General features: G+C 70.5%; 24 protein-coding genes and 1 tRNA gene. 10 read left to right on the forward strand and 15 right to left on the reverse strand.

Annotated features, from left to right (window positions below; genetic code table 11):
- The first annotated feature begins 417 nt into the window (after nucleotides 1-417).
- Complete coding sequence (locus tag ACT4N7_RS26010) at nucleotides 418-1,182, forward strand: mechanosensitive ion channel family protein (RefSeq protein ID WP_444831485.1); 765 nt, start codon at nucleotides 418-420, stop codon at nucleotides 1,180-1,182.
- On the opposite strand, the gene ACT4N7_RS26015 is transcribed toward ACT4N7_RS26010, so the two are convergent.
- Together ACT4N7_RS26015 and aceE are read right to left on the reverse strand one after the other, a co-directional pair.
- Nucleotides 1,183-1,899 (reverse strand): hypothetical protein, encoded by a 717-nt coding sequence (locus ACT4N7_RS26015; RefSeq protein WP_444831486.1) that lies wholly within the window; start codon nucleotides 1,897-1,899, stop codon nucleotides 1,183-1,185. It abuts the gene before it with no gap.
- A 147-nt stretch (nucleotides 1,900-2,046) separates the two neighbouring features.
- Complete coding sequence (gene aceE / locus ACT4N7_RS26020) at nucleotides 2,047-4,824, reverse strand: pyruvate dehydrogenase (acetyl-transferring), homodimeric type (RefSeq protein WP_444831487.1); 2,778 nt, start codon at nucleotides 4,822-4,824, stop codon at nucleotides 2,047-2,049.
- A 296-nt stretch (nucleotides 4,825-5,120) separates the two neighbouring features.
- Between aceE and ACT4N7_RS26025 the strand changes: the two genes are divergently transcribed.
- From ACT4N7_RS26025 to ACT4N7_RS26035, 3 genes are all read left to right on the forward strand, one after another.
- Nucleotides 5,121-5,552, forward strand: coding sequence for a DUF3052 domain-containing protein (locus ACT4N7_RS26025; RefSeq protein ID WP_444831488.1), 432 nt, complete (start codon nucleotides 5,121-5,123; stop codon nucleotides 5,550-5,552).
- A gap of 104 nt (nucleotides 5,553-5,656) precedes the next feature.
- Entirely contained in the window at nucleotides 5,657-6,115 is a 459-nt protein-coding gene (locus tag ACT4N7_RS26030) for a peroxiredoxin (RefSeq protein WP_444831489.1), read from the forward strand.
- 42 nt (nucleotides 6,116-6,157) lie between these two features.
- A tRNA-Val gene (locus ACT4N7_RS26035) sits at nucleotides 6,158-6,229 on the forward strand.
- A gap of 262 nt (nucleotides 6,230-6,491) precedes the next feature.
- Here ACT4N7_RS26035 and ACT4N7_RS26040 read toward each other — a convergent pair.
- The 4 genes from ACT4N7_RS26040 to ACT4N7_RS26055 form a co-directional block, all read right to left on the reverse strand.
- The gene (locus ACT4N7_RS26040) at nucleotides 6,492-7,193 is read right to left on the reverse strand and encodes a DedA family protein (protein WP_444831490.1); all 702 of its coding nucleotides are present in this window, start codon (nucleotides 7,191-7,193) and stop codon (nucleotides 6,492-6,494) included.
- A 141-nt stretch (nucleotides 7,194-7,334) separates the two neighbouring features.
- Nucleotides 7,335-8,336 (reverse strand): lipoyl synthase, encoded by a 1,002-nt coding sequence (lipA, locus tag ACT4N7_RS26045; protein WP_444831491.1) that lies wholly within the window; start codon nucleotides 8,334-8,336, stop codon nucleotides 7,335-7,337.
- A gap of 46 nt (nucleotides 8,337-8,382) precedes the next feature.
- Entirely contained in the window at nucleotides 8,383-9,306 is a 924-nt protein-coding gene (locus tag ACT4N7_RS26050) for an oxidoreductase (protein ID WP_444831492.1), read from the reverse strand.
- A 54-nt stretch (nucleotides 9,307-9,360) separates the two neighbouring features.
- Nucleotides 9,361-9,885 carry a hypothetical protein gene (locus ACT4N7_RS26055; protein WP_444831493.1) on the reverse strand — a complete coding sequence of 175 codons (525 nt, stop codon included), beginning with the start codon at nucleotides 9,883-9,885 and terminating at the stop codon, nucleotides 9,361-9,363.
- Nucleotides 9,886-10,102: 217 nt separating this feature from the next.
- Between ACT4N7_RS26055 and ACT4N7_RS26060 the strand changes: the two genes are divergently transcribed.
- Together ACT4N7_RS26060 and ACT4N7_RS26065 are read left to right on the forward strand one after the other, a co-directional pair.
- Complete coding sequence (locus tag ACT4N7_RS26060) at nucleotides 10,103-10,759, forward strand: TetR/AcrR family transcriptional regulator (protein WP_444831494.1); 657 nt, start codon at nucleotides 10,103-10,105, stop codon at nucleotides 10,757-10,759.
- A 187-nt stretch (nucleotides 10,760-10,946) separates the two neighbouring features.
- Nucleotides 10,947-11,717, forward strand: a complete 771-nt coding sequence (locus tag ACT4N7_RS26065; RefSeq protein WP_444831495.1) for a hypothetical protein — start codon at nucleotides 10,947-10,949, stop codon at nucleotides 11,715-11,717.
- Here ACT4N7_RS26065 and lipB read toward each other — a convergent pair.
- The 9 genes from lipB to ACT4N7_RS26110 form a co-directional block, all read right to left on the reverse strand.
- Nucleotides 11,698-12,429, reverse strand: coding sequence for a lipoyl(octanoyl) transferase LipB (lipB, locus tag ACT4N7_RS26070; RefSeq protein WP_444831496.1), 732 nt, complete (start codon nucleotides 12,427-12,429; stop codon nucleotides 11,698-11,700). The two genes, ACT4N7_RS26065 and lipB, sit on opposite strands and share 20 nt — an antisense overlap.
- Entirely contained in the window at nucleotides 12,426-13,037 is a 612-nt protein-coding gene (locus ACT4N7_RS26075; RefSeq protein ID WP_444831497.1) for a phosphatase PAP2 family protein, read from the reverse strand. Before ACT4N7_RS26075 ends, lipB begins: the two co-directional genes overlap by 4 nt.
- Nucleotides 13,034-13,918: a TIGR01777 family oxidoreductase gene (locus ACT4N7_RS26080; protein ID WP_444831498.1), complete on the reverse strand. Its 885-nt coding sequence runs from the start codon at nucleotides 13,916-13,918 to the stop codon at nucleotides 13,034-13,036. The genes ACT4N7_RS26075 and ACT4N7_RS26080 overlap by 4 nt, the downstream gene beginning before the upstream one ends.
- A 61-nt stretch (nucleotides 13,919-13,979) precedes the next feature.
- Nucleotides 13,980-14,714 (reverse strand): ESX secretion-associated protein EspG, encoded by a 735-nt coding sequence (locus tag ACT4N7_RS26085; RefSeq protein WP_444831499.1) that lies wholly within the window; start codon nucleotides 14,712-14,714, stop codon nucleotides 13,980-13,982.
- 28 nt (nucleotides 14,715-14,742) lie between these two features.
- Complete coding sequence (locus ACT4N7_RS26090) at nucleotides 14,743-15,921, reverse strand: hypothetical protein (RefSeq protein ID WP_444831500.1); 1,179 nt, start codon at nucleotides 15,919-15,921, stop codon at nucleotides 14,743-14,745.
- A 1-nt stretch (nucleotide 15,922) separates the two neighbouring features.
- The gene (locus ACT4N7_RS26095) at nucleotides 15,923-16,525 is read right to left on the reverse strand and encodes a DUF3558 domain-containing protein (RefSeq protein ID WP_444831501.1); all 603 of its coding nucleotides are present in this window, start codon (nucleotides 16,523-16,525) and stop codon (nucleotides 15,923-15,925) included.
- Between the two features lie 2 nt (nucleotides 16,526-16,527).
- A complete protein-coding gene (locus ACT4N7_RS26100) occupies nucleotides 16,528-16,983 on the reverse strand; it encodes a hypothetical protein (protein WP_444831502.1) in 456 nt (151 codons plus the stop codon).
- A 155-nt stretch (nucleotides 16,984-17,138) separates the two neighbouring features.
- The gene (locus ACT4N7_RS26105) at nucleotides 17,139-17,312 is read right to left on the reverse strand and encodes a DUF397 domain-containing protein (RefSeq protein WP_444831503.1); all 174 of its coding nucleotides are present in this window, start codon (nucleotides 17,310-17,312) and stop codon (nucleotides 17,139-17,141) included.
- Between the two features lie 7 nt (nucleotides 17,313-17,319).
- Entirely contained in the window at nucleotides 17,320-18,171 is an 852-nt protein-coding gene (locus ACT4N7_RS26110) for a helix-turn-helix domain-containing protein (protein ID WP_444831504.1), read from the reverse strand.
- Between the two features lie 175 nt (nucleotides 18,172-18,346).
- On the opposite strand from ACT4N7_RS26110, the gene ACT4N7_RS26115 reads away from it, so the two are divergent.
- The 4 genes from ACT4N7_RS26115 to ACT4N7_RS26130 all read left to right on the forward strand — a co-directional run bounded on the left by ACT4N7_RS26115 (nucleotide 18,347) and on the right by ACT4N7_RS26130 (nucleotide 19,456).
- A complete protein-coding gene (locus ACT4N7_RS26115) occupies nucleotides 18,347-18,625 on the forward strand; it encodes a hypothetical protein (RefSeq protein ID WP_444831505.1) in 279 nt (92 codons plus the stop codon).
- 78 nt (nucleotides 18,626-18,703) lie between these two features.
- The gene (locus ACT4N7_RS26120) at nucleotides 18,704-18,916 is read left to right on the forward strand and encodes a hypothetical protein (RefSeq protein WP_444831506.1); all 213 of its coding nucleotides are present in this window, start codon (nucleotides 18,704-18,706) and stop codon (nucleotides 18,914-18,916) included.
- Nucleotides 18,903-19,241 carry a hypothetical protein gene (locus tag ACT4N7_RS26125; RefSeq protein WP_444831507.1) on the forward strand — a complete coding sequence of 113 codons (339 nt, stop codon included), beginning with the start codon at nucleotides 18,903-18,905 and terminating at the stop codon, nucleotides 19,239-19,241. Before ACT4N7_RS26120 ends, ACT4N7_RS26125 begins: the two co-directional genes overlap by 14 nt.
- Nucleotides 19,238-19,456 (forward strand): hypothetical protein, encoded by a 219-nt coding sequence (locus ACT4N7_RS26130; protein WP_444831508.1) that lies wholly within the window; start codon nucleotides 19,238-19,240, stop codon nucleotides 19,454-19,456. The genes ACT4N7_RS26125 and ACT4N7_RS26130 overlap by 4 nt, the downstream gene beginning before the upstream one ends.
- Nucleotides 19,457-19,471: the final 15 nt, after the last annotated feature.

Below are 19,471 nucleotides of genomic sequence, written 5' to 3' on the forward strand. Positions count from 1 at the left end.
GTCTTCGCCAACACCCCGATCGAGATTCGGTCGGGGAGCCGCTCCAGAGCAGCCTTCACCTCACGTGTCACACCAGCCACGCGACGATCCTAGCCCATGTCGATCACTTAAGGCAGTGACATTGGGGTCTGGGGGGTCGCCCCCCAGAACAATGACCTACCGGACCCGCGAGCGCCCCCCGCGAGCATCGCGGAATATCCGGTAGGCCGCCCGGCATGTCGGTGCGCTCGATGCCGGGCGGCCCATCTCCCCGGTCCCCACCGGTGTTTCCACTATGGGGGGAGATTGGGTGGGATGCCAGGCGGGGGGAGTGGATTCCCCCATTCGTGGCATGGATTGAGGTTGCCGGTGTCTGGATGGTGAGAAACGATCACGCAGGTCAGAGATCTGCCGTCGGGGCCTACGGAGGTACGTAAGATGGGTGCGGAGCTGCGTGAAGGGCTCGGACAGGCGTGGGCGATGGTGGCCACGTTCGTGCCGAAGCTCCTGGGATTCTTCATTGTGCTGCTGGTCGGTTGGCTGATTGCCAAGGGTGTGTCCAAGGCGTTGTCGGTGGTGATGGGGAAGCTGGGATTCGGCAGGCTGATGGAGCGGACCGGAATGTCCGGTTTGGTCCGCAGTTCGGGAGTGGACGTCGGTGTGATCCTGGTGAAGTTGGTCTACTACTTCATTCTGTTGATCGCGCTGCAGTTGGCGTTCGGCGTGTTCGGTCCGTCGAACCCGGTGAGCCAGTTGCTCAATGAGGTCATCGCGTTCCTGCCGCGCATTCTGGTGGCCATCGTGCTCGTCGTGGTGGCGGCGGCGGTGGGGCGAGTGGTGCGCGATCTCATCACCAGCGCACTGGGCAACCGGCCGTTCGCGCCGATGTTGGGCACGATCGCGTACGTCTTCATCATCGCTTTCGGCGTGATTGCGGCACTGAACCAGGTGAACATCGCCACCTCGGTGACGACGCCCGTGCTGATCACCGTCCTTGCCACGATCGGCGGCATCATCGTCGTCGGCCTTGGTGGCGGACTGGTCCGGCCGATGCAGGATCGCTGGGGCGGCTGGCTGGAGCGCGCGCAGGCCGAGATGGGGTCCGGCAAGGGCGCCCCGCAGCCGCGGGTCGAGACCGCGCCGACCGACGCGCCGACGCCTGCGGCGGGCATCGAGCGGCAGACGTCCGCGCACGGTCGCTGATCACCTGACCGAACGGCACCGGACCTGGTCCACGGGTCCGGTGCCGTTCCACGTATTGACGCCAGAGATGAAGGCACCCTCATCCTGTTCGGCGAAAACGTTCATGTCCGGGTGGCAGCGTCGCCCGGCATGATCGCTGATGGAACGCGGACCGCGCGGCGGATGGGCGCGGTGCTGCTGGGTGGCACGCTCGCGCTGAGCGTGGCCAGCGTGGCGGTGCCCGCGCTGATCGACCACCCGCTCACCACCGGCCGGGGCGAGGTGCGGCTCTATCTCGACGTTGTCGAGGAGGCCAACCTGCCGACCTGGTGGAGTACGGCGCTGCTGGTGATCAGCGCCGTCGCGTTCGGGATCGTCTGCGGCTTCGCCCGGGCGGCCCGCGTGCCCGGAGCGTGGACGTGGGGGGTGGGGGCGGGGGTGCTCGCGGCGCTGTCCCTGGACGACCACACGCAGCTTCACGAGCGGCTCGACCGGGTCGGCGCGCAGTTGGTGCGGTACGAGACGTTCCCGTTCTACTGGCTGCTGCCCGGCGTGGCGGCCGGTGTCCTGGTCGCGGGGGCGATGCTGCTGCTCGCCGTTCGGTTGCGCGGGCCCGCGCGGCAGTGCCTTGTCGCCGGGTGCGGCCTGCTGCTGGCGTCGGCGCTGGGCGGCGAACTCGCGCAGGGACTGCTGCTCTCCGGCGGCGAGACCGGCCCGCGCTACGTGCTCACCTACCACGCGGAGGAACTCGGGGAGAACCTCGGCGTGCTGTTCATGCTGGCCGCCGCGCTGCTGTCGGTGCGGGCGGAACGGACCGGCGGCGCGCTGGTGCTGCGCTACCGGGAGGCGGGGGTGTCGCGCCCGTCACCGCGACACCGCCCCCGATCAGGCCGAACCCGGATCGGACGTTTGCGGACCCGCTGCCGAGACGTCGTCGATGCGGTACTTGCGGGCCGCTTCGACCACCGTCGTCCGCGCGACCTCACCGCGTCGGGCCAGGGCGGCCAGTACGCCCACGGTGATCGACTCGGCGTCGACCAGGAAGTGGCGGCGGGCGGCCGGGCGAGTGTCGGAGAAGCCGAAGCCGTCGGTGCCCAGGGTGAGCATGTCGGTGGGTACCCACGGGCGGATGAGATCCGGCACCGCGCTCATCCAGTCCGACACCGCGACCACCGGGCCCGCGGCGGCGGACAGCACCGACGTCACGTACGGCACGCGTGGCTCGGCCTCCGGGTGCAGCAGGTTGTGCCGTTCGATGTCGACCGCGTCGCGGCGGAGTTCGGACCAGGACGTGGCCGACCAGACATCGGCGTGCACGGCCCACTCGTCGGCGAGGAGTCGCTGGGCCTTGAGGGCCCACGGCATCGACACCCCCGAAGCCAGGATCTGCGCCACGGGACCGCTGCCCCCGGCCGCGGACTGGTAGCGGTACAGGCCGCGCAGCAGGCCCTCGACGTCGAGGGCCGCGGGCTCGGCGGGCTGCTGGTACGGGTCGTTGTAGACGGTGAGGTAGTAGAAGATGTCCTCGGTCTGCTCCCCGTACATCCGGCGCAGGCCGTCCTTGACGATGTGCGCGATCTCGAACGACCACGCCGCGTCGTAGGCCACCACCGCCGGGTTCGTCGCGGCCAGCAGCAGCGAGTGCCCGTCGTTGTGCTGCAGGCCCTCGCCGGTCAGCGTGGTGCGGCCCGCGGTGGCGCCCAGCACGAACCCGCGCGCCATCTGGTCGGCAGCCGCCCACAGGCTGTCGCCGGTGCGCTGGAAACCGAACATCGAGTAGAAGATATAGATCGGGATCATCGGCTCGCCGTGCGTGGCGTACGAGGTGCCCGCCGCGGTGAACGACGCGGTCGAGCCCGCCTCGTTGATGCCCTCGTGCAGGATCTGGCCCTGCTCGCTCTCCTTGTAGGACAACATGAGCGAGGCATCGACCGAGGTGTAGAGCTGGCCCTGCGGGTTGTAGATCTTCTGCGTCGGGAACATCGAGTCCATGCCGAACGTGCGCGCCTCGTCCGGGATGATCGGCACGATCCGGTGCCCGATCTCCGGGTCCTTGGCCAGGTCGCGAACCAGCCGGACGAAGGCCATCGTGGTGGCGACCTCCTGCTTGCCCGACCCGCGCTTGATCACGTCGTAGACCTTGTCGCCGGGCAGCACCAGGGCCTTGGCCTTCGAGCGCCGCTCGGGCAGGTAGCCGCCGAGTTGGCGGCGCCGCTCCTGCAGGTACTGGATCTCCGGCGCGTCCTGGCCGGGGTGGTAGTACGGCGGCAGGTACGGGTCGCGCTCCAGGTCGGCGTCGCTGATCGGGACGCGCAACGTGTCCCGGAACTGCTTGAGGTCCTCCAGGGTCATCTTCTTCATCTGGTGCGTGGCGTTGCGCGCCTCGAAGTGCGGCCCCAGGTTGTAGCCCTTGATCGTCTTCGCCAGGATCACCGTCGGCTGGCCGTGGTGCTCGGTGGCCGCCTGGTAGGCCGCGTAGACCTTGCGGTAGTCGTGCCCGCCGCGCTTGAGGTTCCAGATCTCCTGGTCGGTCATCGGCGTGACCAGTTCCTTGGTCCGCGGGTCGCGGCCGAAGAAGTGCTCGCGGACGAACGCGCCGTCGTTGGCCTTGTAGGTCTGGTAGTCGCCGTCCGGCGTCCGGTTCATCAGGTTGACCAGCGCGCCGTCGCGGTCGGCGTGCAGCAGCGAGTCCCACTCGCGGCCCCAGATGACCTTGATGACGTTCCAGCCCGCGCCGCGGAAGAACGCCTCCAGCTCCTGGATGATCTTGCCGTTGCCGCGGACCGGGCCGTCGAGGCGTTGCAGGTTGCAATTGATCACGAAGGTCAGGTTGTCGAGCTGCTCGTTCGCCGCCACGTGGATCAGCCCGCGCGACTCCGGCTCGTCCATCTCGCCGTCGCCGAGGAACGCCCAGACCCGCTGGTCGGCGGTGTCGGCGACGCCGCGGTCGTGCAGGTAGCGGTTGAACCGCGCCTGGTAGATCGCGTTCATCGGGCCAAGGCCCATCGACACCGTGGGGAACTCCCAGAAGTCCGGCATCAGCCGCGGGTGCGGGTAGGACGGCAGCCCGCCGCCGGGGCCCGCGTGCGACAGCTCCTGGCGGAACCCGTCGAGCTGCGCCGTGGAGAGCCTGCCCTCCAGGAAGGCGCGCGCGTAGATGCCGGGGGAGGCGTGGCCCTGCACGTAGATGTGGTCGCCGCCGCCCGGGTGGTCCTTGCCGCGGAAGAACCAGTTGAAGCCGACCTCGTAGAGCGCGGCCGACGAGGCGTAGGTCGAGATGTGACCGCCGACACCGACCCCCGGCCGCTGCGCGCGGTGCACGGTCATCGCCGCGTTCCAGCGGATCCACGCCCGGTAGCGGCGCTCGACCTCCTCGTCGCCCGGGAACCACGGCTCCCGCTCGGTCGGGATCGTGTTGACGTAGTCCGTGCTGGTCAGCGGGGGTACCCCGACGTGGCTCTCCCTGGCGCGCTCCAGCAGCCGCAGCATCAGGTACCGCGCGCGCTGCTGCCCGCCACCGGCCAGCGCGGCGTCGAACGACTCAAGCCACTCCGCGGTCTCCTCAGGATCGATGTCCGGGAGGTGCGCCGCGAGGCCGTCGCGGATGACGTGCACCCGCTCGGGCGCGCCTGTGCCGCCGGTGCTGCTGTTCTGGGTGGCCACCTGGAGCTCCAGCCTGCGTCGAGGTCAACTGGTCCGCGCGCGGATTACGCGCGCGCGGGGGACACTCTGCCATGTTCGTCTGAATCGACACTGACGTCATCGTTACTGCTCAGTACTGGTGCGTAGGGTCGCATTCGGCGGGCAGGCGGGCACCCGTTGCGGCGTGTCGCAGAGCAGACGGTTGCGCAGGTGGCCACTGTCAGTGTTCGCTATCGCCTAACCGAACAGGCAGAAGGCGGTTGACGGGCGCCGATCAGGCTCCCGGAGATCGCGACAGCAACTGGAGGAGTGAAACCGTGGTGGCCGCGGGAGATGCCGTTAACACCGGCGTCGCCGACAAGCTTGGGATCGACAAAGGCATTGTTGTCCAGGAGATCGGCTGGGACGAGGACGTCGACGACGCCGTACGTGCCGCCGTCGAGGAGCGCGTCGGCTCCGACCTCCTCGACGAGGACGCCGACGAGGTGGTCGACGTCGTCCTGCTCTGGTGGCGCGAAGACGACGGAGACCTCGTCGACGCGCTGATGGACGCCATCGGCCCGCTCGCCGAGAACGGCGTGATCTGGGTGCTCACCCCGAAGACCGGGCGTCCCGGCCACGTCGAGCCCAGCGATATCGCCGAGGCGGTGCCCACCGCCGGGCTCGCCCAGACCTCCAGCATCAGCGTCGGCAACGACTGGTCCGCCACGCGGCTGGTGTCACCCAAGTCGGTGAAGACCAAGCGTTAGTCCACGAGCTGAACACCCGGACGCACAGCCGTCCGGGTGGCTTACGCTGTGCTACGCACACTTTCGGCGTGGTAGTCGCGCCCACACCCAGGAGGATGCCGAGTATGGCGGTCGAAGTCGGCAAGAAGGCCCCGGATTTCACGCTCAACGACTCCAACAAGCAGCCGGTCACCCTCTCCAGCTTCCAGGGTGCGAAGAACGTGCTGCTGGTGTTCTACCCGTTCGCGTTCAGCGGAATCTGCACGGGCGAACTGTGCCAGGTCCGCGACGAACTGGCGGAGTACTCGGACAGCAACGTCCAGGTCATCGGCGTCTCCGTGGACACCCCGTTCAGCCTCAAGGCGTGGGCGGACCAGCAGGGCTATGAGTTCCCCCTGCTGTCGGACTTCTGGCCGCACGGCGAGGTCGCCAAGACCTACGGCGTGTTCAACGAGGACCACGGCCTCGCCGTGCGCGGCACCTTCCTCATCGACACCGAGGGCGTAGTCCGGTTCGTCGAGATCAACGGCCCCGGCGAAGCCCGCGACCAGGACGCCTGGAAGAAGGCCGTCTCGGCGCTGTAGACGTCCATTGCCGGTGTCGGGCAGCGTCCTGGCACCGGACACGGGCGCATAGCTCAGCGGGAGAGCACTCGGTTTACACCCGAGCGGTCGCAGGTTCGAATCCTGCTGCGCCCCCGGCCTCGGCCGACCCATGTTCGCGGATTGCGCGAACCGGGTCGGCCGTTTCCATTCCCGGGGGGCCGAGCCCCCGGGACCCCCACGGTGCGTCCATTCCCGACCCAGCGTGGTTCGCTCGCCTGCGGCTCGCATCGAGTACGTAACCAATGGCAGGGTCGCCCATGGTGCGGTACGTCATGAACCAGCGGGGCTTGGCGCTTCGCGCCGTGAGGGTGGGTAACCAATTGTGTGGTCGACAGCATTCGCCGGGGCAACTGGATTACCGTTGGCGGGCGGGTTCGAGATCGGGGTCCTCGTCCACCTTGGCCGGGGTCGGGACCGTGAGGATGGCCGACAAGGGAGCGGCGGCCTTGGCCTTCTTGCGCTTCTTGACGAAGTACACGATCAGGCCGACGACGATGACCGCGCCCAGCAGGCCGACCGCGCCGACGTTCAGGGCGCTCTCGATGCGCTTCGCGGCTTCGCCGAGGGCTGCGCCGATGCTGATGTGCAGGGCCGACCAGCAGGCCGCCCCCGCGAGGACGGCGGGCAGGAACTTGCGGTACGGCAGGCCGGACGTGCCCGCCGCGGCCGGGGTCAGGGTGCGGACGACAGGCATGAAGCGGGCGAAGAACACTGCCCAGGCACCTCGGCGGCGGAGGATGTCGGTGGCCTTGTCCCAGCCGTCGACGCCGTATTTCTGGATGAGTTTGGTCTCGCGGAGCCGGGGACCGAACCGGCGGCCGATGGTGAAGCCGATCGAGTCACCGATGCCCGCGCAGACCGTGACCACGGCCCACAGCACCAGGAACCTCGGCACGTTGGTGACCGTGGTGGCCGCGATGAGCAGGCCGCCCTCGCCCGGCGCGATGAAGCCGAGGCCGACGGTGCACTCGGCGAGCACGAGACCGCCGGTGGCGGCGACCAGGGCAGGCTGCGGAAGCGCCTGGAGCCATTCGAGAACGTCGGTCAGCAAGGCCACGGTCGGATTCCCCTCCACAGACCGGCGCCGGCCTGTCCGACGCCGCACGAAGTGTCTCGGTTGGAGGGAGCATGTCGTAACGAGGTTCCCACCGAGATCCCCCCGGGATCTGATTCGGTGGTCACCCCCTGGTCGTACGCCTCACCGCTGGAGCAGTGCGCTGATCTCCTGGCTCGCCGTCCCGGCCTCGGCCAGGTGGCGCAGGTTCTCCGGGACCTGCTCGCCCCGGTGCTCGACGGCCTGGGTGTAGAGGCGGCCCGCGCGGTAGGACGAGCGGACCAGCGGCCCGGCCATCACCCCGGCGAACCCGACGCGCTCGGCGGTTTCCTTGTGCGCCAAGAACTCCTCGGGCCGCACCCACCGGTCGATCGGGTGGTGGCGCAGGCTGGGCCGCAGGTACTGGGTGATGGTGATGATGTCGCAACCGGCGTCGCGGAGGTCTTGGAGGGCTTCGGTGACCTCGTCGGCGGTCTCGCCCATGCCGAGGATCAGGTTCGACTTGGTGATCAGGCCGAAGTCGCGCGCCCGGGTGATGACGTCGAGGGAGCGCTCGTAGCGGAACGCCGGGCGGATGCTCTTGAAGATCCGCGGCACCGTCTCCAGGTTGTGCGCGAGCACCTGCGGCCGGGAGCCGAACACCTCGGCGAGCTGGTCGGGCTCGGCGTTGAAGTCGGGGATCAGCAGCTCGACGCCGGTGCCCGGGTTCATCGCGTGGATCTGGCGGACCGTCTCGGCGTAGAGCCAGGCGCCACCGTCGGCCAGGTCGTCGCGGGCGACGCCGGTGATCGTGGAGTAGCGCAGGCCCATCGCCTGCACCGACTCGGCGACCCGGCGCGGCTCCTCCCGGTCGAACTCGGCGGGCTTGCCGGTGTCGATCTGGCAGAAGTCGCAGCGCCGGGTGCACTGGTCGCCGCCGATGAGGAAGGTGGCCTCGCGGTCCTCCCAGCACTCGTAGATGTTGGGACAGCCCGCTTCCTCGCACACCGTGTGCAGGCCCTCGCGGCGGACCAGGCCCTTGAGTTCCCGGAACTCGGGCCCCATCTTCGCCCGCGTCTTGATCCACGAGGGCTTCTTCTCGATCGGAGTCTGGCTGTTGCGCACTTCCAGGCGCAGCATCTTCCGACCCTCAGGCGCAACCGTCACGCCGCTCAGGCTACGCCCCGGCCGCTGGTGACCGGTGTCACGCGGGTCACGCCGGGTCCGGCGAAACCCCGGTCTGCTCGGCGGTGCGCTCCCACAATGTCCGGCCGAGGTCGGGGTTGAGCGCCGCTGCCCGCGGCTTGGCCGGGCCGGGCGCGCCGAACATCTCGCGCGGTCCGGTCGGTCCGAAGTACTCGCCGCCCGTGACGTCGGGCGCGGTGGCGGCGTAGAGCTGGGGGAGGGTGCCGCGCGCGAGGGACTGGGTGACCAGCTTGTTGCCGAAGCCCACGACCTTGGTGATCGCCGCGCCGATCGGGCCCTTGACGCGCAGCCGGGCCGAGTTCGTGGCCAGCTCCGTTTCGGTCACTCCCGGGTGCGCGGCCACGCTCACCAGGTCCAGGTCTGCGGCCCTGGCGCGCCGGTCCAGCTCGATCGCGAAGAGCAGGTTGGCGAACTTGGACTGGCAGTACGCGGCGGCCGCGCCGTAGCGGCGGCGCTCGAAGTGCAGGTCGTCCAGGTCGAGCCCCTTGCCGCGGTGGGCGAGGCTCGACAGGGTGACCACCCGGGCGCCCGGGACCAGCGCGGGCATCAGCAGCCAGGTCAGCGCGGCGTGGCCGAAGTGGTTGGTGCCGACCTGGGTCTCGAAGCCGTCTGCGGTGGTGGACTTCGGGGTCCCCATCACGCCCGCGTTGTTCATCAGCACGTGCAGGCGGTCGCCCGTCAGTTCGCGGACCTCGGCGGCCACCTTGCGGACCGACGCCAGGTCGGCGAGGTCGAGCCGCACCAGCTCGGCCGCGCCGTCGACCTTGGCCACGGCCGCGCGGCCGCGGTCGAGCGAACGGCACGCCATGAGCACGTGCGCGCCCTTGGCGGCGAGCACCTGCGCGCTGCGCAGGCCGAGGCCCGAGTTGGCGCCGGTGATCAGCACCGTCTTGCCGGTCTGGTCGGGGATGTCGGTCTCGGACCAGCTCATCGCACGTCTCCTCGGGTCATGTATCGATCATATGGACCCGAGCTGAGAGCCGGTTCAGGCGCTGGCCACGAGCCTGCGGAAGAGTTGCTCGACCGGGCTGCGCCGCCTGCTCGCCTGCCGCGGCGGCGTGCTGCGGAGCAGGGTGAGGAACGCCGCGCCCACCCGGGTGATCTCGATCCGGGACTCGTACGGCTCGGCGAGGCCCGCGGCCAGCGCGAGCATGCGCTGTTCGGCTGCCACCGCCGGACGCAGCGCGCCCGCGTAGTTGTCGGCGTTGGCGTCGAGCAGCCTGCGCAGCACCGGGAACTCGGCCGCGGTGGTCCGCCACGCCCGCGACACCGCGTCGACCAGGTCGATCGACGGGTCGCGCTCGGCATCGGCCTGCGCGAGGCCGACCCGGCCGGTCAGCTTCATGGTCCACTGGTAGTGCAGCGCGAGCAGCAGGTCCGCGGGCCTGGCGAACACCTCGGCGACGCCGGGCACCTCCACGAACGGCAGCGGGCCCTCGGTATTGTGCCGGGCGGCGCGCAGCACCGCGTCGAGCGCGTCGCGCCTGCGGTAGAAGTCATTCCAGCTCATGGCATCCCCTCGCAGGCTCCGTGATGCCGCTCGCGGACGCCCTGTGTCATTGATTCGCTCGCAGGCTCGCTCATGGCATCCCCTCGCAGGCTCCGTGATGCCGCTCGCGGACGCCCTGTCGTGACCTCGGTCATACCGTGGGTTTGCGGCATACCATCGGTATGGACTGATGTCGCCAACCTACCACGGGTACGTACCGTCGGTATGTCGTACGGTTGTGAGCGTGCCGACAGCGCAGTCGCGAAGAGTGGACTACAGCGAGTCGACCAGGCAGGCCCTGGTCGACTCGGCTGTCGAGCTGTTCACCAAACGGGGTTACGCGGCGACCTCGCTCGACGCCATCGCCAAGCGCGCCCGGGTCACCAAAGGCGCGCTGTACCACCACTTCAGCGGAAAGCAGGCGCTGTTCGAGGCCGCCTTCGACGCCGTGGAGAAGGTCGTCCTGGCTCGCCTCGGCGAGGTCGTCGCGGGCCCCGGCACCGCCTGGGAGCGGGCGATGAGCGGCCTGCACGCCTACATTAAGGTCTGCCTGGAGCCCTCCTACCAGCGGATCGCCATCCACGAGGGCCCGGTCGTGATGGGCTGGGAGCGCTGGCGCGAGGCCGAGGAGCAATACAGCTTCGGCCTGGTCCGCGCCGCCGTCGAGTCGCTGGTCGCGGCGGGTGAGATCGAGGACCTGCCGGTCGAGGTCACCGCCCGCATCCTGTTCGGCGCGCTGTCCACGGGCGCGACGATCATCGCGGGCGCCGCCGACCCGAAGAAGGCGGGCGCCGAGGTCGCCACCACCATCACGCGGGTGTTGGAGGGCATGCGCAAGCGACCCGCCCAGGAGCCGGACCCCGAGCCCGCGCCGTCGCGCCGCTTCCGTCGCTAACGGAACCCGGTGCGCGGCCGATCATCCCGACAGGTGCCGTGCGCGGAAGGGTCCCGATGTCGTCGTCTGTGCAGGTCCGCGCGCCCGCGGACGATCGGCCGGTGTCGTCCGACCCCACGACAGCCATTCTGCTCCGCCTGCGCACCTATCGGCCCGATGTGCTGGCGCTGTTCGCGCTCTCGGTGGCGTGGCGGCAGGCGGCTTCGCCGGGATGTTCTATGGACAAGACATCAAGTGGCACCACGTCACGATGTTGGTGTCGTGGTGCGCGATGTTCGTGATCGGACTTGCCGAACACCGGCGTAGGCGGCGCTGGTCGACGTACGGCCGGGCCCTGGCGGACACCCGACCGTGGCGCCGATCGACTGCCCGCGTGGCCAGTCGGCGCTGGTGGCCTGCCGTGGTCGAGGTGGACGACGTCGGGGTGCTGCGGGTGATCGGCATGCCGTCCGCCCATCGCTTCCTGATCGCCCGCACGGGTGCGGTGTGGGTGGCTGGGCCCGACGCGGCGGGATGGGCGCTGGTGCGGGTCGACGGCTCGCACGAGCCGTTCCTCGCCCGGCTGGTTCGCGGGCCCCGCCGGATCGCCGCGCTGAGCGAGGCGCCGGAGGTGACTGAGCGGTGGGCGCGGAGTCTGCGGGCGCGGGCGTTCGGACGGCTGGACCGGCGGCTGCCCGCACTGGTCGCGGCGGGGGAGTGGACCCGGGTCGACGCGGTGCTCGGACCGTGGCGAACCAGGCTGGACGGCACGGCGCGGGCACACGGCGCTATCCGGCTCGCCGACGGCCGGGTCATGGCCGTCACCATGCCGAGAGCGGCGGTGGACCTGCTCGGCACCGTCTGGGAGACCGGCGCGCTGTGGTTCGCGGGGACGCCGGAGCCCGGGTTGACGCTGGCGGCGGGCTTCCCCGGCTACCCGCTGCTCGCCGTGGCGAGGCTCAGCTCAGGGCGAACGTGACGCCCGGGCTGGTGGGTTCGGCCGGGCTCAGCCAATGCTCGTCGATGGGCAGGGTGCCCTCCAGCGCGGCCAGCACCGCGTCGCGGGCGAGGGGGAGGACTTCGGCGACCGACACCGGGCGGCCGAGTTCCCTGGTGAGCGAGGTGACCCCGGCGTCGCGGATGCCGCAGGGGACGATGCGGTCGAAGGCGCTCAGGTCGGCGTCGCAGTTGATCTCGAAGCCGTGCATGGTGACGCCGCGCTGCACGCGGATGCCGATCGCGGCGATCTTGCGCTCCGGGCGGGTGTCGTCGGCGGCGAGCCACACGCCGCTGCGGCCCTCGACGCGGCCAGTGGGCACGCCAAGGCCCGTGCACACGGCGATCAGCGCCTCCTCGATCCGGCGCACGTACCGCACGACGTCCACCGGGTCGGCCAGCTTGACGATCGGGTATCCGACGAGCTGGCCGGGACCGTGCCAGGTGATCTTGCCGCCGCGGTCGACATCGATCACCGGGGTGCCGTCGTCCGGCCGCTCGTCTGGCGCGGTGCGCTTGCCCGCGGTGTAGACCGACGGGTGTTCGAGCAGCAGCAGCGTGTCGTCGCCGTCGTCCTCGGCGCGGGCCAGCGCGAGCTCGCGCTGCAGGTCCCAGGCTTCGAGGTAGTCGATCGTGCCGACTTCGCGCACGGCCACGGGGCGGGCGGCCGCGCGGCAGGAGATGTCCGGGGTCACGCGGTCGACCCTACGCCGCGGGCGGGCAGCAGCCGCAGGGCCACGGCCGTCATCAGGCCCAGCCCGACCACGCCGAGGGTCGCGCCGAGCACGTCGGTGAGCCAGTGCACGTCCAGGATGATTCGGCACGCCGCGGCCACCGTGACCGCCGCGACCGACCACCACACCGCCGCGCGCACCCGTTCGCGCGCCAGCCACGCGGTCAGCACCACCGCGGTGAACCCCACCGACGCCACGGAAACCACGTGCCCGCTGGGAAAGCTGAAGTCCGGGTACTCGCGCGGCCGGGAGCGCTCGAACAGCGGCTTGGCCAGCGACACCGCGCGACACACCGCGAGCAGCAGCGTCGCGCGCAGCAGCAGCCCGGAGAGCCCGCGCCGCCGCGTCACGAACGACGCCACCAGCAGCGCCAGCGCGGCGGCCACCGGCAGGACGGGCCCGAGCACCGCGCTCACCACGAACGCCACCCGTCCGGCCGTGTCCCGCCACCCGCCGCCGAGGGAGTCGGCCACGAGCCGGTCGACGCCAGGCGCCGGGCCGGACACGGTCACCCCGAGCAGGAGGAACGCCACCAGCAGCAGCGCGCCGAACGCGACGGTCCGCCTCACCGGCTCTCGATCGCGGCGAGCGCGTCCGCTACGGTATCGAACGCGAACTGAAAACCGTTGTCCCGCAACACTTTCGGCACCAGGTGCTGGTTGCGCAGGATCTCCCCGGCCAGCTCGCCGAGCGCGACCCGCAGCGCGATCTTGGGCACGGTGAACACCGCGGGGCGGTGCTTCACGCGGCCGAACGCGGCGGTGAACTCGGCATTGGTGGCGGGGGTTGGCCCGGTGAGGTTCACCGGGCCGGAGATGTCGTTGCGCAGCAGGAAAACCAGCGCGTCGATCTCGTCGTCGAGGTGGATCCACGGCATGTACTGCTTGCCGCTGGCCAGTCTCCCGCCGAGCCCGAGGGCGAACAGCGGGCGCAGCGGCCCGAGCAGGCCGCCGCTAGGAGACAGCACCAGCCCCGTGCGGGCCAGCGCGACCCGGGCTCCGCCCGCCCGCGCGGGCTCGGTGGCGGCCTCCCACTGGGCACACATCTCGGCGAGGAAACCCTCGCCCGCCGGATGGCGCTCGTCGACCGGGCCGACGCCGGTGTCGCCGTAGTAGCCCACCGCGGAACCGTTGACCAGCACTGGAATCCGGTGCTCCGCGACCGCGGCGGCGAGCACCTCGGTCGGCTCGACGCGGCTGTCGAGCAGCACCTGCTTGCGGGCCTGGCTCCACCGCTTGTCGCCGATGCCCGCGCCGCACAGGTTGACCACCGCGTCGACGCCGTCGAGGGCGCCCGCGTCGATCCGGCCCGCGGGCGGGTCCCAGCCGCGCTCATCCGGTGCCTGCGGCGCCCGCCGCACCAGGCGCAGCACGTCGTCGCCGTCCTGGCGGAGCCTGGCGACGAGAGCGGTCCCGATGAGGCCGGACGAACCGGCGACGACTACGCGCATGCGCTGATCGTCCCGAACATCCGGTTGGCCCGCACATCCGGGTGACCTGGATTACGCCGCGTCACCCGGTCCGTGTCGCCGTGCGCAGTCTGCGAACCAGATCCGACCGGCTCACCGGGGAAACGAGCACGTGGCGCCCGTCCGGGCCGTCGACCACCTCGGTGACGTACCGCCCCTGGACCGTGTCGACATAGTGCACACCGATGCCCGTCCGCCGCCCCACCGGGTCGCGCAGGGCCGCGTACAGCTCCCCCGAGCCGGTTTCCGCGAGTTCGGTCCGGGCGCGGACGGCGCGGGCCTCGACGCTCGCCCGGCGGTGCCCGACGCCACTGTCGGAGCGTCGACTGCCGTCCGGGGTGGTCGCCAGCAAGTCACCCTGTGACACCCGGACCGCGCCGCCCCGGCCCGGCGGCACGTCCGGTGCCTGCGCGACCAGGGTCGCGGCCAGCTTCACCGCCGGGGTCCGGTCCAGCCAGACCGTGTCGCCGTCCTTGATCGCGAGCACCGCCTCGCGGCCGATCGCGCCGGTCAGCACGCCGATAGTCCGCGTGCCGTCGCTGAGCCAGCCGAAGAACGCGACGTCCGCGTGGCACAGCACGCGCAGGGACGCCGCGACCTCGACATCGAGCCTCCCGAGCCGGTCCAGCCAGCCCAGCCGGGCGCACTCGGCCCGAGCCCGCGTGTCGAGCGCGCCGTTCTCCGCGCGCGGACGCCATCCTGGCGGCGGGGCGAGTACCAGCGGCAACTCGCCGACACCCTCGGCGCGCAGGACCCGGTCGAGCGTCTCGACCGGCATCGCGACGGGTCTGGGCAGTACCAAGTGGTCAGCCGCCGATGACCGGGGGCGCGGTGATCTGGTCGGTGCCGAAGATGTCCTCGGGGTCGTGCTCGTGGAGGAACGCGGGCAGGGCGTGCTCGTAGTCCTCGCCGCCGTCGCCGCGCGCCCCGCCCATGCCACCTGCGCCACCCAGCGGCTGGCCGCCCCGATTCCCGCCGCGCGCAGGGCCATCGGCGGCTCGCTGGCCGGGGTAGCCCGACTCGGGGCGTTGCCCGGCCCGCGCTCCGGGTTCGGCGCCGGAGCCCGCCGGGTTGCGGGTGCCAGGCCCGCCGCGCCCGTCCCCCGTGCCGGGGCCGACGCCGGGGAGTCGGGACCCGGGTCGTGCGTCGGGTGCCTGGCCGGAGGTGCTTGAGCCGGGACGCGGTGTCGGGTCGGGGCGTGCGCCGGGAGGTGTCTGACCAGGGGTGCGTCCGCCGGGTGGGCGCAGGCCGGGTGGCAGGGGTGTGGGCCCTTGCGTCGGCGGGGGAGTCGGCGGGCCGCTGGTGGGTGGCTGGGGGCCACCGGTCGGCGGGACGTACTGCTGCGGGATCACCCCGGACGCGGGCCCCTGCGACCACGCCGACTGGGTGGTCCGCCCGTCGACCTGGTCAACAGTCGGGCGCCCGTTGCCGTCGTCCGGTCCGCCCGGTGGTGGTTCGGTGGGCGGTGGCGCCACGCCGACCGGCGCGGAGGCGACGATGAGGGTGCCGAAGGTGTCGGGCATGTTGTCGGCGTTGTAGGTGCTCGCGTCCTCGTAGCCGGTCATCACGTCGACATTGCGCTGGCTGGCGGTGAAGTGGTCGCGTAGCCCGTTCTGGTAAGTGGCCACCTCGCCGGTCGAGAACACCACCTGCCATCCCGGCGGCGCACTCGGCATCGGCGGGACAGGCTCGACCCGCGCCTTCGCCGAGTCGAAGGACTCCGCCTGTCGGCTTACCAGGTCGTCCGCGGTGCGTGCGGGGGAGGAGGTGGACTGCAGTGCGATCGTGATCGGCAGCAGCCCGCGCTGCGCGGCCCCGGCCGCCTCGCCCTGCCAGGCCGCCTCAAGGCGTACTGCCAGTGCCTGGATGGCATCGGTCTCGTCGTCGTGCTCGTGGGCGAGCGCGTTGACGATGTCGGCCCCGGACATCAGGTTCTGGCCGCCCTGGCCGTCATGGAAGTTGCGGTAGATCGCATCGGCGTCCATCTCAAACCCCCTCTTTCAGAGTCTTCACCAGTGCGGTGGCGACCGCGGTGACCCGTTCACACGATTTGACCTTGTCGTAGGGACCGTCAGTGAGCGCGACGAAGATCGATACCTCGTCCGAGACGCCCACCCCGATCTCGCAGGTCCCTCGGGCGCGGTCGTCTCTGAGGCCGCTGTAGACGGCGGGGTAGCCCTCGACGGTGGTTTCGACCCAGTAGGCCCAGGGGTTGGATTGTTGGATGCCGTAGAGGTTGGCCAGGCCGTTGCCGTCGAGGGAGAACCCGAAGATGATTCTCTCGTTTCTAGTGGTGTGGTTCCAGTCGCAGCCGGACCCGGTGGGTTTGCCGAGACTGCGGGGTCTGCCGGGGGTGAGGTCGAGTGTCGGGAGTTGTTCGGGGGTGAGGGTGTGGCAGGGGATGGGGTAGAAGGCGGTGACGTCGATCGGGTCGGTGACCGGTGGCGTGCCGTAGCGTTGCGGTCCGTTGGTGGTGGTGGTGGTGGTGGTGGTGCTGGGGATGGGGGTGCCCGCTTGGGTGGTGGCGCATCCGGTCGCGGCGATGCCCATGGCCGCGGTGATTGCCACGATCCGGTGGGTGGGGTGCACGGCTAGTCCTGTCCGGCGTTGCGGAGGGTGTCCGCGGCGTTGTGGTCCTGGATGAGCATGGCGGCTTTGGCGGCTTCCAGTTTGGCCACGTAGCCACCGACATGATCCGCTTTGGCCTGGTTGTCGGTCAGGAACCTGTCCAGCGCCCGCGCGGCGGCGTCGGCCTGATAGCGGCTCATCTGGTCGGCGGCAGGCGCCTGCATCAGGTTCCTCGCTTCGAGTATTCTGCTGTTGCGGGCCCTGATGCGGTCGTGGAGGGCCTGGCAGTCGGCGATGAGGGCGGCCAGTTCGTCGGGGTCGGTCCAGAGGTAGCCGCCGGTTCCGTTGCTTGCGGTGGGGGCGGGCAGTGGGGGCTGGCCCGTGGCGGCGCGGATGCGGGCGGCGGCCATCTCCGCGTCCACGCGGAGGCGGGCCTGTTCGTGGCGGTCAGCGCTGCCCCGTGGTGGTGGTGTGGTCATGTCGCCCTCCCCGGCGGCTACCCGGCGCGTTCGACTGGGTGCGCTCCGGGTTCGACCGAGGATATCGGGCACGGGTTCCGCGGGGTTGCGGATCGTGCGAATTCAGCCTTGTGGGCCAACGGGGTGGAGGGGCGGGCCCCTCCACCCCGGCCGGGTCAGAACTCCCGGGTCGCGGTCAGCAGGTGGCTGAGTGCGGCCGGGGTGAGGGACAGGCGCTCGCCTGCCGGGTTCTTGGAGTCCCGGACCTTGGCCTCGCCACCGGACCAGGCCAGCTCGACACAATCGCTGTCGTTGCCGCTGTAGCTGCTTTTCCGCCACTGCAAATCCACGGTCGTCTCACTCTCCGTCCAGGCCGTGCGCGATGGACCGCATCAGCTCGACCGAGCCCTGCTCGTCCAGCGCGACGGCCTTGAGCTGTTCCACGGTCAGCCTATAGAGATCGACCTCGTCCGGTTCATCGCGGAACAGGCCGGTGGTACGGGCCTCGATGTGCACGACTGTGGGATCTTTGGCGAAGTCGAGGATGACGAACTGGCCCAAGAGTCCAGCGTGGACGGGCACGGTACTCGGGATCACGCGGACCGACACAGAATCGCGATGGGCCATGGAGATCAAGTGGCGTACCTGGTGGGCCATGATCTGACGGCCGCCGATCACCCGCCGCAGCGCGGTCTCGTCCAGGATCAGGTTGAGCTGGGGTGGCTTGCGGCGGGCGAGGATGCTCTGGCGGGCCATGCGTCTGCCGACCCGGGCTTCCACGTCCTCGTCGCCCTCGTCCACCTGAATGGCGGACACCACGGCGAACGCGTAATCGGGGGTCTGTGCAAGTCCGGGGACGAGCATCAGTTGGAAGCTGGTGATCTCGGTGGCCTGGGTCTCGAAGTACAGGTATGTCCGGCTCTGTGCGGTCGGATTGCTGTTCTCGACCATGCCCGAACCGCCGGAGCGGCCCTGCGTGATGCCGATGAGGCGTTCGCGCTCCGGGCCGACCAGACCGATGATCGCCAGGATGGCGGACACCTCTTCCAACGTCGGCTCCCGCTTGCCGTTCTCCAGCCTGCTCAACGTGCTGATCGACGTGCCCAGGCGGACGCAGACCTGGTCCAGGGTCATGTCCGCCGCCTTCCGGTGCCGCTCCAATTCCGCGCCCAGACCGCGCGAGTTCACACCGACTTTCTGCCGAACCATCCCCATACTCCTTGCGCCGAGTGCAAAACCAGTCCTTGCAAAGATTGCGAAATTGCTGTTCATCAACGCTATCGGAGAGCGATTGGATTGCCAAGAAAGATCGCCTGAATGGGTAATTGAAACAAATCGCATCGACGCGGGAGAGTGGCCATCTCGAACAACGAAGGAGGCGTCGATGACCGGGGAACCGCGATCGGCCGGTGTGGTGGACCGCGCTGTGCGCAATCACCTGGCGATGATGCTGACCATTGTGCACTGCGGCACCGACAGCGACGTGCTCGCGCTCGCCCGGATGGAAACCCACCGCCTGGTCGCGGCCGTCCTCACCGCCTTGCGCAGCCACCAGCTCGACGCCGCCGAGCGGTGTCCCGTCTGTGCCGCGCCCTGCTGTGATCTCCGCGCCGAACTCAGCAGGGCGCTGCTCCCGGTGCGCCTGACCGCCACCGACACCTGACCCGCCGCCGCACCCGATCCGGCGCCCGCACCGATTGCCCCGCACCCCGTCGGTGCGGGCGCCTCCCAGGGAGAAACCATGTCCGCGGTACCTCTGCTCACCCACCACTACAACCCGACGCACACCTGCGCCAGGTGTGGCCAGGACGCGCACGACTGGGGCGAACCCGACGACGAGGACTTCGCCGCGGCGGTGCTGCGGCGCTGGTGGTGCTTCTGTCCACAGTGTCCGCAATGCCCGGCGTTCGCGACCGCCGTGATCCCGCGGGAATCCCGGCATGGCCAGGGCTGAGCTGACAGCGGACCTGGCGCATCGGCTGCTGGCGCACGGAAACGCGCTCTCCACCCGCGAACGGCGCGACGCGCTGCGATTCGCCGGGCCGATGCTGCGCGACTGGTCCGCCTGCGTCCGGCTGTTCACCCGGCTGTACCCGGTCGGTGTCGCCGTGTTCTACGGCGGCACACTGGCGCTGGCCCTGGGTGCTCCGCTGGTCGTCGGCGCCGCGCTGCAACTCGCGGGTGCCGCAGCGGTGGTCCTGCTCGCCGGCAGGCTGCACCGGATCGCCGACGCGGCCGTGGCGATCGCCGCCTGCCTCGCGCGGGAGTCCGGCCGATGACCGAGTTCACCCCGCGCTGGGGACAGTCCATTGTGGACCCAACGCGCGGCCACGTGCGTGAGACGTGCGACGGCGAGCCGCGACGGTTCACTGTGGACGGTGCCGAGGTCGGCGTCGCCGTGTGCGGCGCGCTGCTGGTGGCCGGCATGCCCGCCACCGACGACTTCGCCGCCTGCTCTACCTGCGTCGACGTCCTGGCACAGCTACCGCGCTGAAACGGGCCGCCCCCG

This window comes from Actinokineospora sp., from assembly GCF_052390155.1.
GTDB lineage: Bacteria > Actinomycetota > Actinomycetes > Mycobacteriales > Pseudonocardiaceae > Actinokineospora.

Excerpts from the sequence above, each read along its gene's own strand:
- ACT4N7_RS26110 (WP_444831504.1), bottom strand. The coding sequence starts at position 18,171 with ATGGTTCGGCAGAAAGTCGGTGTGAACTCGCGCGGTCTGGGCGCGGAA.
- ACT4N7_RS26055 (WP_444831493.1), bottom strand. The coding sequence starts at position 9,885 with ATGAGCTGGAATGACTTCTACCGCAGGCGCGACGCGCTCGACGCGGTG.
- ACT4N7_RS26100 (WP_444831502.1), bottom strand. The coding sequence starts at position 16,983 with ATGACCACACCACCACCACGGGGCAGCGCTGACCGCCACGAACAGGCC.
- ACT4N7_RS26080 (WP_444831498.1), bottom strand. The coding sequence starts at position 13,918 with ATGCGCGTAGTCGTCGCCGGTTCGTCCGGCCTCATCGGGACCGCTCTC.
- ACT4N7_RS26115 (WP_444831505.1), top strand. The coding sequence starts at position 18,347 with ATGACCGGGGAACCGCGATCGGCCGGTGTGGTGGACCGCGCTGTGCGC.
- ACT4N7_RS26125 (WP_444831507.1), top strand. The coding sequence starts at position 18,903 with ATGGCCAGGGCTGAGCTGACAGCGGACCTGGCGCATCGGCTGCTGGCG.
- ACT4N7_RS26085 (WP_444831499.1), bottom strand. The coding sequence starts at position 14,714 with ATGCCGGTCGAGACGCTCGACCGGGTCCTGCGCGCCGAGGGTGTCGGC.
- ACT4N7_RS26090 (WP_444831500.1), bottom strand. The coding sequence starts at position 15,921 with ATGGACGCCGATGCGATCTACCGCAACTTCCATGACGGCCAGGGCGGC.
- ACT4N7_RS26010 (WP_444831485.1), top strand. The coding sequence starts at position 418 with ATGGGTGCGGAGCTGCGTGAAGGGCTCGGACAGGCGTGGGCGATGGTG.
- ACT4N7_RS26030 (WP_444831489.1), top strand. The coding sequence starts at position 5,657 with ATGGCGGTCGAAGTCGGCAAGAAGGCCCCGGATTTCACGCTCAACGAC.
- ACT4N7_RS26120 (WP_444831506.1), top strand. The coding sequence starts at position 18,704 with ATGTCCGCGGTACCTCTGCTCACCCACCACTACAACCCGACGCACACC.
- ACT4N7_RS26130 (WP_444831508.1), top strand. The coding sequence starts at position 19,238 with ATGACCGAGTTCACCCCGCGCTGGGGACAGTCCATTGTGGACCCAACG.
- ACT4N7_RS26050 (WP_444831492.1), bottom strand. The coding sequence starts at position 9,306 with ATGAGCTGGTCCGAGACCGACATCCCCGACCAGACCGGCAAGACGGTG.